We start from the raw sequence: 13,871 nt of genomic DNA, 5'->3' as shown, positions 1-13,871 counted from the left end.
TACGATTTTATTATGACATCTATTCAACCGAAGAGCCTTATTGCCCTCATCTCATTGGCCATAAGTGCTTTTGCAATCGGCACAACTGAATTTGTGATCGTCGGATTGCTGCAGACCGTTGCGTCTGATCTATCCATTCCTGTCACGAAGGCCGGGACTCTTATTTCCGGATATGCAGCAGCGATTGCGATTGGCACGCCGATTGTTGCTGCTATGACAAGCAGGCTTCCGAAAAAAGGATTGCTGCTCATCTTATTGGTCCTGTTTATTGCAGGAAATGTTATTTCGGCCATTTCCGGATCGTACAGTCTTTTGCTTGTTTCAAGAATCATTACGGCAGTAGCTCACGGTGTCTTTTTTGCGATTGCAGCGACTGTGGCGTCTGAAATGGTTCCGAAAAACAGACAGGCCCAGGCCATTTCCATTATGTTTACCGGCTTGACGGTTGCCACGATCCTTGGAGTGCCATTCGGTACTTTGATTGGACAAGAGTTTGGCTGGAGAGCCACCTTTTTAGCCGTTGCCGTTCTTGGAATCATTGGGCTGATTTCCAATTGGCTTACACTTGACCGTACTGAAGCGAATACCAGCAAGCTGACCATCTCAGATATTGGAAGACTGATTGGTAATCCGAGGATCATCCTTGCCTTGCTCATGACCGCCTTAGGTTTCGGAGGAACGTTTGCCCTATTCACTTATTTAACCCCTATTTTGGAAACTGTGAGCGGCATATCTCCAGAAAATATCTTCTGGATGCTTCTGATCTACGGGGCTGCTACAGCAGCGGGAAATCTCATTGGAGGAAAAATTGCCAACAGGCATCCGGTCAAAGCTTTAAGATGGGTCTTTTTTTTCCAGCTAATTGCGCTTCTGCTTCAGATGGTGCTGCTTAAAAACAGTGCCTATCTTTCCATGATCCCGCTCGGATTATTTGCCTTTATGATGTCGCCCGGTGTACAGGCTTATATCGTTTCTCTGGCTGAAAAATTGGTGCCCAGTGCAAAAGATCTAGCCTCAGCTCTTAATATATCTGGTTTTAATATTGGAATCGCAGCCGGTTCAGCACTCGGAGGTCTCGCAGTAGACTATATGAATCTGCTGGACACGGCCTGGATTGGAGCCGCTATGGTTCTGGCCGCTCTCATTCTATCAATCATCAATTACCGTCTTGATGTCAAACAAAAATTGTTTTAAAGGAGAATGAACAATGGATACCGCACAGCTTCAGCAACTCGAGGAAACATTGGTTTTTTCAGCTTTCACAAACCAGGATGCCTTGAATCTCGGCATGGAATTGATCAGCCTTGCAAAAGAAAACGGAGTAAATATTGCAGTACATGTTGAAAGAAACCGTGTTCCATTATTTACCCATTTGATGGACGGAACTTCAGAAGAAAACGTGTATTGGCTATACCGGAAGAAAAGAGTGGTGGATCACTATAACCGCAGTACGCAATATATCGCAGCGCGGTTTGAAGAAAACGGACTGAACCATGATGAACACTCATTGCTCTCCCCAGCTGAGTACCAGGCAATCGGAGGTTCCTTGCCTATCCGCGTTGAGGGAGCAGGTGTAATCGGAAGTGTAACCGTCGCCGGATTGACTCCTGAGCTCGACCACCAATATGCAGTGGAAGGAGTAACGCGTTTCTTGGAGCGGCTGAAATAAAGCAAGCTTTCCGTCAGGGAAGCTCTGTTATTTTTTCAGCCAGCCGTTTACAGACAAGCCTCCCTTCTGAAAACTTTAATTCTGTTCATTTATGGTTACACTACCTATTGCCGAATCTATTAGAAGCAGAGGTGAACAAATGCCGGTTATTGAGCTTATTTTCAGACTCCTCCTTACCTTTCTTATCTTGCTGGTCTTGACCCGCATCATGGGAAGAAAAGAAATTTCACAAATGACTTTTTTCAACTTTGTATCTGCAATTGCGATTGGAACGTTGGGAGCGTCCCTTGCCATTGATTCATCCATCAGTATCCAAAACGGACTGATCGCCTTAATTGGGTGGACTGTTTTCACCGTTGCAATGGGGGTCATCACTTTAAAGTCAAAGACCTTAAGAAAAGCAGTCGACGGCATACCCCATGTAGTGATCCGCAAGGGTAAAATTATGGATGCCGAGCTGCGTAAAGTAAGATTGGATCTGGATACTTTGAACCTTCTATTGAGGAAGAAAAATGCGTTCTCAATTTCAGAAGTAGAGTACGCCATTTTCGAAACTGATGGCACCTTGTCTGTGATGAAAAAGGAAAAAAATCAGCCCATCACAAAAGGAGACAGCCCAGTTTCACTTCCGCAAAACCAGTTCGCGATTCCGGTAACTGTCATTCAGGAGGGGGAGATCCTCCCAGAATTTAAAGGATCTTCAGGTAGATGAGAACTGGCTGAGGCAGCAAATTAATTCCCTTGGGTATCAGAACCTTTCTGATATCTTTTACGCAGAAGTTCAAAAAGATCACTCGCTGTGGATCCTTACAAGGATCATATCCAATAAGAAAAAAACATCCTTTATTTGATAAAAAAAGAGCATGAACCGGGGCAAGGTTCACGCTCTTTTTTAAATTTAAAGCCTGTTATATCGTGCTAGTGTCAATCACAAACCGGTATTTCACCTCAGAAGCAAGGATACGTTCGTATGCTTCATCAATCTGATCGGCTGAGATGACTTCAATCTCAGGGGCGATGTCATGCTCTGCATGGAAATCGTCTTCGCTTCTTTGTTTCCGTTAGGAAACATAAAAAGGAGTTAACCTTACTATTTTGGTTAACCCCTTTCACTCATTCTATGTTTTTACAAAGCACGCTCCAGTATTTGTCTTACTTCATTTTCTCCCAGCGGAACATAGTTTCCGATCGTCTTATTCACAATGGATCGTTTAACCATGAGGTCAATCTCTTTATTATCAATGCCATAGTCTGATAGTTTGGTTGGCGCCCCGATTGTTTTCCAGAATTCCTTTAATTTCTGAATGGTTTCATAAGCCAGCTCACGAGTATTTTTATTGGCTGGGTCAAGTTCAAATACTCTAATTCCAAGCTGAGCAACTCTTTCAGGCTTGGTTTCTGAAACAAGTTCCATCCAGTGAGGGAAAAGGATTGCAAGCCCCCCGCCATGCGGAATATCATGAACTGCGGAAACCGCATGTTCAATCATGTGAGTAGCCCAGTCTGTTTTAACGCCCATTGATAACATATTATTCAAAGCAAAAGTGGCATTCAGCATGATGACTTCACGGTATGCATAGGATTCAGGACTTTCCAGAAGTTTAGGTGCTGTTTCGATTGTCGTTTTTAATATGGATTCCCCGAAACGCTCTTGTACAGGGGCATTTTCCGAAACATGAAAATATTGTTCCAGCACGTGGGACATCAAGTCCACTATTCCGTATACAGTTTGATCTGCCGGAATTGAAAAGGTATTCTGTGGATCAAGAATACTAAATTTAGGATAAGTGTGAATGGAACTGAACGCTCTTTTGTCTCTCTCATCCCAATTTGTGATAACAGAGTTCCCATTCATCTCTGACCCAGTAGCCGCCATCGTCAAAATGGTCCCTAGTGGAATAGAAGAGGACGGAGCCGCTTTTCCTGTTACAAAATCCCAAACGTCTCCATCATAATGAGCTCCAACAGAAATGGCTTTAGCACAATCTATAACACTGCCTCCACCCACAGCCAGTATAAAGTCAAGCTGGTTTTCTTTGATTAGCTGAATCCCCTTATTTACAGTAGAAAGTCTTGGATTCGGTTCAACACCTGAAAGTTCAACAATTTGAACATTGCTTATCAGATTCAATTGTTCCAATACCAGCTCGTACAATCCGTTTTTCTTAATGCTTCCTCCTCCATATACTAAAAGCACGCGGGTGCCGTATGCTTCAACTTCTCCCGCAAGTGAATCATTGACCTGATTCCTTCCGAAAATCAATTTAGTTGGGTTTACATATTGAAAATTTTCCATGCCTGGTTCCTCCATTATTCTATTTTCAGCATGCTTTCCTGCTGAATTTCTTTTTCATCCTACACCTTAGAGTCAAATCTAAAGCAAGCATTGTGCTTGTCCGATTTTATTCACAAAACAAAGATGAAGCATCTCCATCTGTTTGATCCAACCTGCTTTCTAAATCATTAAAATACTTTAATTTCTTGTCTATTTTCTGGAATGCCCGATCCAGCTCGTTTTGTTTTTCAAGCATCGCTTCTCTATGTGTTAGCAGAATTTTTTTTCTCTGTTGAATGGTGTGATTGCCTTCTACAGTTAAATCCATAATCTTTTTCAGCTCGGTTATGGGTATATCTGTTTTGCGGAGGCACGAAATAAAATCCAGCCATTCAATATCATGATCAGTGAACAACCGATACCCTGCAGAATCTCTTTTTAATGAAGGCAGCAATCCCTGCTTCTCGTAAAAACGAATGGTATGGGAACTCATTCCTACCTTCTCTGAGGCTTCTTTAATAGTAAGAGACATCTCTAACTACCTCCATGTCTTTTTGAAAAGAATCGTCTCCCTGTACAGCAGATGAAAACGATTGGAAAGATGTGGTGCTTTCAATCTTAAACAATTCATATCCCGCTAACTTGTTGATGATCAGCTGGTTCCGGAAAACAGAGAGCTTTAAGTTTGTAGAAGCTGTGCCGTGTGACTGGTCAAGGCCTGTAAGAATAAAAAAGTGATGGGGATTTGGCTCTTTAAAAGAAAGTGAATAATCCCTCCCTACTTTATAATGCTGATCACTTTCCCATTCAATTAGATGAGAGAAGTTCTCATGAAACCAGTGTGGAATGTTCGGCTTTAGACCTGTTGCTAAAATAACAGCATCTGTCCGGGTACTCAAACTTCTTTCTTCTTCAAGATGCTTTAGATTGAGAATAAATCCGTGTTCGATCGATTCCAACTCTGTATGAAGCCGAATGCTGGCACGTATCGAATTTGATGATAAGGACCGATGATACAGTTTCCGGTATATCTTGTCCAAAGTCTCAGGATTAATCCCGTTCCTTAATTGATAAAAATAAGCCAGACCTTCTTTTCGTTTCTCAAAAGACAATTCCTCAAAATATTGAACATATGCAGGGGTGAACATTTCTAATCGGAATTTTGTGGTTTCCAATTCTCTTAATGCAGGAGAACGGGTGATCCACTCCACAGTAAAAGAATGACTGTTTTGATGTTCCATAAGATCAAAGAAAATCTCTGCAGCACTTTGTCCCGAACCAACCACAGTAATATGATTTAAGTTCAATAATTCTTCTCTTTTAAATGCGTACCGCAAGGCCGGAAAAACCCGGTCTCTCCATTCATCGTTTACATGAACAGGAACATTTGGCACCTGACCTGTACCCATAACAATATGATGTGCAAAATACTGTATATATGTTTTCGTTTTCGCGTTAAAAACCGTTACAATGTATCCTTTCTCATCGAGTTCCACATTCACTGCCTTTGAACTGTATCTGATATTCCCAAGCTTGTTCGCAGCCCAGGTTAAATACTGGTTATATTCCGCTCTCGGAATAGTGAATTCGTTATAAGAGAAGAACAAATACAGCTTACCTGTCTCCTTTAAATAATTCAGAAACGTATACTCGCTTCTTGGATTTGCCATCGTTACCAAATCAGCCATAAACGGGACTTGCAAAGTGGTTTCTTCCAAGAGTAACCCGGGATGCCAGGTGAATGATTCCTTTTCTTCAAAAAATAACGCCTGTAAGCCGGTACTTTCTTCAAGAAGTGCTGCCAAACTTAAATTAGAAGGGCCAAGTCCTATGCCGATCACATCATACATTTTCATTGTTTACCTGCCTCCATCTTGTTTTCAAATGACCATTCATCTTTCATAATGAACATCAACGCGACCAGCATGAACACCAGACCAATTCCTTTGGACCAGCTGAAAGAAATAGAGTCTGCTCCAAACAAGCCAAATTGATCAATGATAAACCCCGCACCAATTTGACCAATAATGGCAATGATATTCGTTACGGCCACACCTATTTTAGGAACCGTCATAATGGTCAAAAATAAATATCCTATCCCGAAGAAAACACCTGTGAGCTGCCATTTAGGAGCTTCTGAAATCCCCAGCAGATTCCCCTGGCCAAAGAAAAGAAGCCATACTGAAAGAAATAAAGCTCCCGTAAAAAATGTGAGTAAGGACGTTTCCAAAGTTCCCATTCTGGGACTCATTTTCCCATTAATAGAAGACTGGGCACTTAAAATATAACCACCTGCAAAGGCGAGTAAAATCATTGCAACACTCATCTTTATCCTCCCTTTTTAATAAATAAAATAAAGTGCAAGCAGCATGCTTAGGCAAGCGATGGTTCGATTCTTTGTCATTCTTTTGCGCGGACTTCCAAGCCATTTGTAGTGCTCAAGCATCATACTGGCTGAAATTTGTCCGATCACAGCAGAAATCATCGCTATGCCAACTCCTACCTTAGGAATGGCATAAACGAGAACTGATAAATAAATTACACAAAATAACCCGCCCAGCAAATACCACTTAGGAACTTTAAGAGCCTGATTCATTTGTCCCTTTCCAAAGAAAAGGACAATGATCAGTAATATAATACTCCCCGCAAAGAAGTTATAAAAACTGCTCTCAAACTTGCCTATAACTTTACCTAATTCGCTGTAAATCGCTCCCTCTATACTCAATGCCATACCGGCAGCAAGAGCAATGACATAATAGATGCTCTTTCTCATACCTGTATCCTCCTTTTCTTGTGTGTATTTGATCATACTTTGAGAGTTTATAGGTTAGACTCGACTCTAAGGCAAGAGATATGATTGAAGTTTCTCTAACGACTAAAGCAGGTTTCTACATATTCTTTTAAAATGCCTGAAATTTTCCGGGTTTGCGTCCAAATGTCCAGAGATCGTTGTCGGAGCTGCCGGACGGAGTATCATTCAAAAAAAAGCCTCCTTTACGGGTGTGGTAAAGGAGGCTTTTTTTTGAACAGGATGATAATCATCACCTTCCCAATGAGGATTCCTGGCAAGAGTATCACAAATACCATGGAAGATTGGGATATTTGGCAAGATGCCTGGGAAACCGGATATGCCCGGCATTCTTGCCTGGCAAAGGAAAAGCTGAGAATTACTTCATTCCTTTTAGATTACGCTTTCTTAATTCCCTGAACTTGAACAGGTATGGGAGGACTAAGAGAACGATCAACTATTTCAGGTAAGGCTTGGTTACCTCATGAACATGCACAAGTTTCCTGAGTGATGCATCAAGGGACGAGCCGTTGAGCAAAGAGAAGAAGACAAATCCTCCCCCTGCTGCCAGTCCGATTGCAGCGGGCACTAGTAAAATGGTTCCCAATAAGAAGAACATCTTTTTTGCGGCCTTTAAGATCATTTTATATTCCATCCATTCGTTTTACAGGAAACGGCTCCTGAACTGTTTTACCTCTGTACACTCTCTTTACCATTAAACCGATAAGAAGTGACAACACTCCAACACCTGCAATCAAAAGACTGATTTGACTTGAGAATCGATCCACTAAAAATCCAAACAGGATTTGCCCGATGGGAACGGCTGTTGTTGCTGCAGCGGTTTGTATGGACATAACTTTACCAAGCATATTACCGGGTGTCTTTTTCTGAATAATGGTATTCAGGTAAATAGTAACGACGGTCAAGGCAAACATGACAAGCATGGAACTCAAACTGACGATTAGGTATTTCACAAAAGAACTTTCAACGAGCTGACTGGTCCCAAATGCCATCCCGAAATAGACAGCTGCACATCCTGTAATCCATAGATAAAGGTTGTCATTACGGATTTTATTTTTCAAAAGCCCTATGACCATGGCCGAGAAAATAATACTTAAAGAAATGCCAGATTGAGTAAACCCAAAATAGGTATCCGGCATGTTAAAAAGCACTTTAATCATATAAGGCAATCCTACAAAAAACATAGGGGCGATAAACAAACTCACAATGAATGCTATACTGATGCTTTTTAGAATGAATCGATCTCCATGGACGATATAGGAAATACCCTCTTTAATATCCGCTGTGACCATTTTGACAAAGGGCTCCTCTGCCCGTTTTTCAGACGGAATTTTCATAAAGAGTTGTATGATTGCTGCTGCAAAGAAGAGCAGGGCACTGACAATCACGATCACGTTCATACTCGTCACGCTGTACAGCACACTGCCTGCAATCGGACCGGCAAAGTTCGCCAGTGATACGACTCCTGAAACAATTCCGTTGCTTTTCAAAAGCAGCTCCTTCTGGACAATAACCGGTATACTGGACTGAACGGCAGGCTGGTACATGGAGCTAATGAATGTCAGAGCCATTAAAAGGACCCCAATGGAGACTACGGTACCGTTTCCGGTAAGGAGAAAAACGGCAAATAAAATAATGAGAAAACTGCTGCACAGGTCTAAAAGGACCATAATCTTTTTCTTATCGAACCGATCGGCAATAGCTCCACCGATTGGAGAAATAACAATCGCTGGCAAGATGGAAAGGCCCATGATGGTCCCAAAAACCGTTGCAGAATTCGTTAAGTCTAGCACATACAAAGACAAAGCAAACCGTAAAACCGACGAACCAAAAATAGAGATAATCTGACCAAACACCAATATTTTAAAATCACGGTTAAAGCCTCTCATGTCTTAATTCACCAACACATGGTTAAGAGTCACGAATAAAATCCTCACCTTTTGTTGAATTTCACTTGAAAGTTCCTGTTTTGGCCTATTCCCGATGCTTACCTGATTTACCATGCCCGACATATACGTCTCGATGAACAAAATAATGTCCTCCCTTGGTATCACAGGCTTAAATGCTTCATCCCTGATTTTCTCTTCCAAAAAAGAGCAGAATTTTTCATGAAGGTATTGAAGGTTCGAAACGTCTTTCACGATGCCTTGGACCTTCTCATATCGTTCCTTATCTCTGGAGTAAAGGTCCATCAGACTGTAATAAACCGGGCCCTTATCCAGCAAAGATCTCTGCATATATCCTCCGATGTACATCAGAATCTTTTCAAGCTTCTGCAAAGGCTCGTCCCCGCCTGCAAATAACGCGTGAACCTCCTCCTTCACTTCATCGTTTAAGCTTTCTTCATTCAGTAAAGCCCCAAACACTTCATCAATATTGGAGAAATATTTATACACTCCTCCTTGGCTCATACCGGTCTCAATCACAATGTCTCTCATCGACACTTCAAATATAGACTTTTGCATGCATACTCTTCTGGCCGCTTCCAATATTTCCTTCCGTTTTAATCGGGCATGGCTTTCGCTGACTTTAGGCATAGCTGGATTCAAACCCTTTCCTTTTTATAATAGTTTTCAATGGTTTTATGAATAAGTTCTGCACTCTTTAGGGCTCCTTTTTCTGCCCTTACCTTAACACCCAATTCCTTCGCCTTATCCTGGATAACACCGGATTGTGTCATCGTAATAGCTTCAGCAAGTTTATCGGCCGATAACTCTTTCCTCGGAATGGATCCGCCGCTTACACCCAGCTCGACCATTCTCTTCCCCCAGGCAAACTGATCGTTTCCAAACGGAATCACTACTTGCGGCACGCCAGAACGGAGTGATGCTGCCGTTGTCCCCGCTCCCCCATGATGGACAACAGCAGACAGCTGAGGAAAAAGCCACTCATGAGGAACACTTTTTACATACAAAATATCTTTCGTGCTTTCTCTCTCCTCCATTCCTCCGCCCGCATTGATGATTCCGCGCATCCCGTTCCTTTTGAGCGCTTTTACGACCATATCGGTTGCCTCTGCTGCATTTGTCTTATCTCCTACGCTCCCAAATCCAATATAGATAGGGGGCTCACCGCCTTTTAAGAACTCTTCCACTTTTCTTGAAGGCTTATAGTCGGATTGATCTTCAATAAACCAGTATCCAAAAGCGTGTACATGCTCCGGCCAGTCAGCCGGAACCGGGAAAACGCCGGAACTTAGTGAAGTAATGGTAGGATGGGTAGCTGTACGCTGTTTTGGATAGGGATTCTTAAAGCCAGCCGGGAGCTTCCCATATTTCTGAATCCAATATTTCTTTACCCCCATATTTGCCATCTTCCAAAAACCTTTTTCAAAGATATGATGAGTCAATTTGTTCACGGCCTTGCCAAGTCGCAGGCGGTCATAAAAGATAATGGCCGGGTATTCGTTCGTTGGTGTCATTGGAAAAGGAGATGCCAGAATGCTTGGAATGCCCATCTCTTTTGCTGCAAAGTACCCGAGGGTTGCACCGGGGTGGTATACAATGGCATCTGCACCTTCACACGCTTTATGCATATCCTCCTGGCCGCCAATCATTAGTGAAACCAGGTCATCATTTTTAAAATTTAAGCTTGTAAAGAATTTCAGAGGACTATCGGCATCCTTTACCACTCCACTTTCTAAAATTTTTGCCACATCCCCGCGCATAGGTGCATATTCAAATCCATATCCCTCGACAAGATCCCGGTATGATTCGGATGCTGCAATCCGTACACGGTATCCGATTTTTTTCAGTTCTATACCTAACGCAATAAAAGGCTGCGTATCTCCTCTTGTTCCGGTTGAAAGCATGGTTACTAACATATATATGGAACCTCCTATAAGCAGAATTAAAAACGACATTATTGTCGTTTTTAATATATAATTGTTTTATTTACATGTCAACACAAAAGTGACATAGTTGTCGTTTTAAATTTCAACTTCCAGAATCAAGAACAGGAAACGCTTACCTAAGGGGTAAAAGCCAATGAAGAACAAGGGGGGTGACTATGGAATTTTCAAACGACAACACTTGGGAAAAGGATGCATAAGCAAAACAGCCTGAAATTTGGAATCTCAGGCTGTTTTCATATTTAGCAAGGCACCTGCTGTGCCTCTCCGATCAAAGATTACCATCTAATATGGGGAGACTTTGGTTTCGGATCCAATAATGTCTGATACAGCTGTATAAATATTAGGAGGGTATTCAGCGATACGATGAGCCAGATATAAGTACCACTCTGTACCGTAGGTTACATAAACTCTTGCATGGTATCCTTGATCTTTTACTTTCTTAATCAAGTCAGGTCTAACCCCGTCTAACATCTCAAGTTCCACATTTGAGTCATGAATATAGCCGCGTTCCAGGACTTGCTGCAGAATTCCTTCATCATGAGTAGCGATCGAAATGGGATGATTCGCTTTAACACTTTTTTCAATGAATTTCAGATAGCGTTCAGTTAATTCCTCAGAACGGCCGATCACAAGTTCTTCAGGTTCCTGGTAGGCACCTTTTACAAGTCTGATTTTGCCTGGATAGTTAAGCAATTCAGTCAGGTCGTCCAGTGACCGTTTTAAATGAACCTGTAAGGTTATCCCAATATTCTTGTATATGGATGCCGCTTCTTTATAAATTTCTAAAATACGATCTGTCTTTTCCGATTCTTCCATGCTGATCATTAGATTTAACTCATACTGTTCAGCGGCTTGCGCCATTTCCTTCAAATTTTCCAAACCTAGTTTTCTGTCAATGGCCATACCAATATGAGATAAATCAAAGGAAATGGTGGACTTCATTCGGTGAGCGCCCAGTTCATGAATTAAAGAAAGAAACTCTTCTTTTGCCAGTTGGCACTCATCCGCCGTTTTTGTATTTTCTCCTATAAACTCCAGAGAAACGAGGTAGCCTTTTTCAATAAGTTCCTTCGCCTTTTTCATTGCATCCGGCCTTTTTTCACCTGATACAAATCGCTTAGCAGCGCGCATGAATAAAGGATAAAGCTCTTCTGAGTTCTGAATATACTGTTTTATCCCTTCATTTCTGGCTACTGATTTTAGGGCGTTGGAAAATTTTATTTCTTCTTGGGTTAACATGGTCATACCTGCTCCTTTCATTTCATTCTCTTTTGAAAAACATAAATTATAACATGGAGAAAATCATTTGCCTACCAGGTTTTCATCTGCAACTTTCAGAGTCATTTTAATTGTGGATGAAAGGGGATGGTTCTTCTGCTTCGGAAGCATGAGAACCGTGCCTTTACTTCAAGATGAAAAAGGCCTCCTTTACGAGAGGTGTAAAGGAGGCTTTTTTCCCGCCAAAAAAAAAGCCTGTTTGCCACGCATTTACATCGTTTCACTCCGGGGATCAAGAAGATCCGTATCAGGCGGCACATACCCGAGCTGCCTGCCGATCTTTACAATCTGTCCTTTATGATGGAACTCATGGGTCATCGTATGGGTAACCAACCAAAGCGGGTTCGTCTTGGCGCTGTTTTCATCCGAAAAATCCACATGAATGGCTTGATCCCACTTCCCCTTGAACTCATTTAAAAAATTTTGGACCACGTCATCTGTTTCCTCAAATACCTTCCGCATGTCCTGAACGTCTTGAACCCTTTCTGGCTGAACGTGAGGAATCGGTTTCCCAAGGGTCATAATCGCCAGCCATGTGCGGTAGCAATCCGCTACATGAGCATGAAGATTCCGGATCGAATCTCCGCCAAAGCTCTCAAGCTCTTTCACATAATCAGAGGGCGCCAGCGATTCGCAGTATGTAAACAACACTTCCCTTGTCTGCCGGATCCAGTCATATTGCTTTTCAAATACATCCACTTTTATCCTCTCCCTCTCCTCGTTTCTCTATCTATACTTCTATGAAAGGAGTACTTCTCCTTTCTTTTCCATCTAGATTAAGAGTCATTCGAAAAGGGTATCTTTTCCAATGAAGAGCACACCAGACAGCTCACTTTAAGGGAGGTCTACCTCTGAAAACTAAGCATTGTCTCGTAATCGGACTGATCGTTTGCCTTCTCTTTATTGCCTTCTTGCCATTTAAGAACTGGATATGGTTTTCTTCTCTGTTTCTGATTTTTGTTATCCTTGCAGGTTTCATTTCCAATCACATTAAATCGCGGTTAACTGTTCACCTGATCAACCTTGTGCTTGGTCTTTTATTGGTTTTCATCCTTAATAAATTATCTATGCCCGTTCCGTATTATCCCGTTCTTATCGTATCTTTCGTTTTAATAACCGGCAGATTAATCGTGGATTTTAGAAAAATGGAGTAATCGTGCTTATTAAACTCCCTTATAAGCTAGTGTGGCAAAGCACATAAAAAAAGACAGAAACGTATTCCTAATCAGCGTTTCTGTCTTCCTTTTTTGATTATAAAAGAATGGTTTTCAATAGTTAAAACTGTTTTTTGAAATCATCAATCCATTTCATATCCGCACAACCATTTTTGTTTACTTCAGCCCAATGCTGAAAGAATTTTTCTTTATCCTCTTCCCATTCCGAATAGGCTTCTTTAAATCTGGCAATGAATTCTGAGTTTCCGGCAAGAATTGCGTGATCTTCATGAGATACCTGTAATCCCCATTCTCCGTGTATGGAATAAAGAGAATTCTCGACCACAAAAGGAATGGATTGATAGTCTTCGTAGTCAATATGACTCTCGATCACCCAATGCTGCGGTGCCAGCTCAGAGTTAAAATCCTGCGAGAGGTCAAAACGATCACCCTCCGATTCGGACCCAAAAAATGTTCCCTGTTCAAAATGTTCAATGGTTTTCATAAGGGCAGCAAACTGATTTTTGGCCAGATAGTACCCGTCAGTTGGGAAGATCAGCACTTTTTTGCTAAGAGTTTCTTGAAATGGATTACCAAATGGGTCTGAATTAATAAATACTTTATGAAATGCATCCTTTAACCGGGAAATATCTTCGGCGTTTTGTAATCTTTTCATTTTACCCCTCTATCCCTAAAAACTTAGCTTTTGAAAGTGTCTATTCATGATTGAAATTATACTATTTTTTTATTATTTACCTCTGTTAAACTTGGTTGTTGATTTCCGCTGCAGGCGTTCGCTCATCCAGGGGCGGGCGGTGAGCCTCCTCGCCGCT

Annotated in this window: 15 protein-coding genes and 2 pseudogenes; 4 read left to right on the top strand and 13 right to left on the bottom strand. The window is 41.7% G+C overall.

The window, feature by feature from the left end:
• Nucleotides 1-12: 12 nt before the first annotated feature.
• The 3 genes and pseudogenes from GKZ89_RS18015 to GKZ89_RS18005 all read left to right on the top strand — a co-directional run bounded on the left by GKZ89_RS18015 (nucleotide 13) and on the right by GKZ89_RS18005 (nucleotide 2,520).
• Entirely contained in the window at nucleotides 13-1,194 is a 1,182-nt protein-coding gene (locus tag GKZ89_RS18015) for an MFS transporter (protein ID WP_155113791.1), read from the top strand.
• Between the two features lie 13 nt (nucleotides 1,195-1,207).
• Nucleotides 1,208-1,669, top strand: a complete 462-nt coding sequence (locus GKZ89_RS18010; protein ID WP_155113790.1) for a heme-degrading domain-containing protein — start codon at nucleotides 1,208-1,210, stop codon at nucleotides 1,667-1,669.
• Nucleotides 1,670-1,760: 91 nt separating this feature from the next.
• Nucleotides 1,761-2,520: pseudogene (locus tag GKZ89_RS18005) on the top strand (DUF421 domain-containing protein).
• Nucleotides 2,521-2,577: 57 nt separating this feature from the next.
• Here the strand turns inward: GKZ89_RS18005 and GKZ89_RS21315 are convergent.
• The 6 genes and pseudogenes from GKZ89_RS21315 to GKZ89_RS17975 form a co-directional block, all read right to left on the bottom strand.
• Nucleotides 2,578-2,709: pseudogene (locus tag GKZ89_RS21315) on the bottom strand (alcohol dehydrogenase); the annotation flags it as partial.
• 86 nt (nucleotides 2,710-2,795) lie between these two features.
• Nucleotides 2,796-3,965, bottom strand: a complete 1,170-nt coding sequence (locus GKZ89_RS17995) for an iron-containing alcohol dehydrogenase (RefSeq protein ID WP_155113789.1) — start codon at nucleotides 3,963-3,965, stop codon at nucleotides 2,796-2,798.
• A 106-nt stretch (nucleotides 3,966-4,071) separates the two neighbouring features.
• On the bottom strand, nucleotides 4,072-4,476 hold the full coding sequence (locus GKZ89_RS17990; RefSeq protein ID WP_155113788.1) for a MerR family transcriptional regulator: 405 nt from the start codon (nucleotides 4,474-4,476) through the stop codon (nucleotides 4,072-4,074).
• Nucleotides 4,460-5,800 carry a lysine N(6)-hydroxylase/L-ornithine N(5)-oxygenase family protein gene (locus tag GKZ89_RS17985; RefSeq protein ID WP_155113787.1) on the bottom strand — a complete coding sequence of 447 codons (1,341 nt, stop codon included), beginning with the start codon at nucleotides 5,798-5,800 and terminating at the stop codon, nucleotides 4,460-4,462. The genes GKZ89_RS17990 and GKZ89_RS17985 overlap by 17 nt, the downstream gene beginning before the upstream one ends.
• Nucleotides 5,797-6,270, bottom strand: coding sequence for a DMT family transporter (locus GKZ89_RS17980; protein ID WP_155113786.1), 474 nt, complete (start codon nucleotides 6,268-6,270; stop codon nucleotides 5,797-5,799). Before GKZ89_RS17980 ends, GKZ89_RS17985 begins: the two co-directional genes overlap by 4 nt.
• Nucleotides 6,271-6,285: 15 nt before the next feature.
• Nucleotides 6,286-6,717 (bottom strand): DMT family transporter, encoded by a 432-nt coding sequence (locus GKZ89_RS17975; protein WP_155113785.1) that lies wholly within the window; start codon nucleotides 6,715-6,717, stop codon nucleotides 6,286-6,288.
• Between the two features lie 249 nt (nucleotides 6,718-6,966).
• Between GKZ89_RS17975 and GKZ89_RS17970 the strand changes: the two genes are divergently transcribed.
• Nucleotides 6,967-7,152: a hypothetical protein gene (locus GKZ89_RS17970; RefSeq protein ID WP_155113784.1), complete on the top strand. Its 186-nt coding sequence runs from the start codon at nucleotides 6,967-6,969 to the stop codon at nucleotides 7,150-7,152.
• A gap of 37 nt (nucleotides 7,153-7,189) precedes the next feature.
• On the opposite strand, the gene GKZ89_RS17965 is transcribed toward GKZ89_RS17970, so the two are convergent.
• The 7 genes from GKZ89_RS17965 to GKZ89_RS17935 form a co-directional block, all read right to left on the bottom strand.
• Nucleotides 7,190-7,375 (bottom strand): hypothetical protein, encoded by a 186-nt coding sequence (locus tag GKZ89_RS17965; RefSeq protein ID WP_155113783.1) that lies wholly within the window; start codon nucleotides 7,373-7,375, stop codon nucleotides 7,190-7,192.
• 1 nt (nucleotide 7,376) lies between these two features.
• Nucleotides 7,377-8,642, bottom strand: coding sequence for an MFS transporter (locus GKZ89_RS17960; RefSeq protein ID WP_155113782.1), 1,266 nt, complete (start codon nucleotides 8,640-8,642; stop codon nucleotides 7,377-7,379).
• A 3-nt stretch (nucleotides 8,643-8,645) separates the two neighbouring features.
• On the bottom strand, nucleotides 8,646-9,302 hold the full coding sequence (locus GKZ89_RS17955) for a TetR/AcrR family transcriptional regulator (RefSeq protein ID WP_155113781.1): 657 nt from the start codon (nucleotides 9,300-9,302) through the stop codon (nucleotides 8,646-8,648).
• Nucleotides 9,299-10,576: a glycosyltransferase gene (locus GKZ89_RS17950; RefSeq protein ID WP_155113780.1), complete on the bottom strand. Its 1,278-nt coding sequence runs from the start codon at nucleotides 10,574-10,576 to the stop codon at nucleotides 9,299-9,301. The genes GKZ89_RS17955 and GKZ89_RS17950 overlap by 4 nt, the downstream gene beginning before the upstream one ends.
• A 312-nt stretch (nucleotides 10,577-10,888) precedes the next feature.
• Complete coding sequence (locus tag GKZ89_RS17945) at nucleotides 10,889-11,866, bottom strand: proline dehydrogenase family protein (RefSeq protein WP_241680318.1); 978 nt, start codon at nucleotides 11,864-11,866, stop codon at nucleotides 10,889-10,891.
• Nucleotides 11,867-12,094: 228 nt separating this feature from the next.
• Nucleotides 12,095-12,583: a DinB family protein gene (locus GKZ89_RS17940; protein WP_162357071.1), complete on the bottom strand. Its 489-nt coding sequence runs from the start codon at nucleotides 12,581-12,583 to the stop codon at nucleotides 12,095-12,097.
• Nucleotides 12,584-13,159: 576 nt separating this feature from the next.
• On the bottom strand, nucleotides 13,160-13,714 hold the full coding sequence (locus GKZ89_RS17935) for a hypothetical protein (RefSeq protein WP_155113779.1): 555 nt from the start codon (nucleotides 13,712-13,714) through the stop codon (nucleotides 13,160-13,162).
• Nucleotides 13,715-13,871 lie beyond the last annotated feature (157 nt).

It is taken from the genome of Metabacillus mangrovi, assembly GCF_009711125.1.
Classification (GTDB): domain Bacteria; phylum Bacillota; class Bacilli; order Bacillales; family Bacillaceae; genus Metabacillus_B; species Metabacillus_B mangrovi.
Note: the sequence above shows the minus strand (reverse complement) of the source record. Positions and strands in the feature narration are given on the sequence as shown.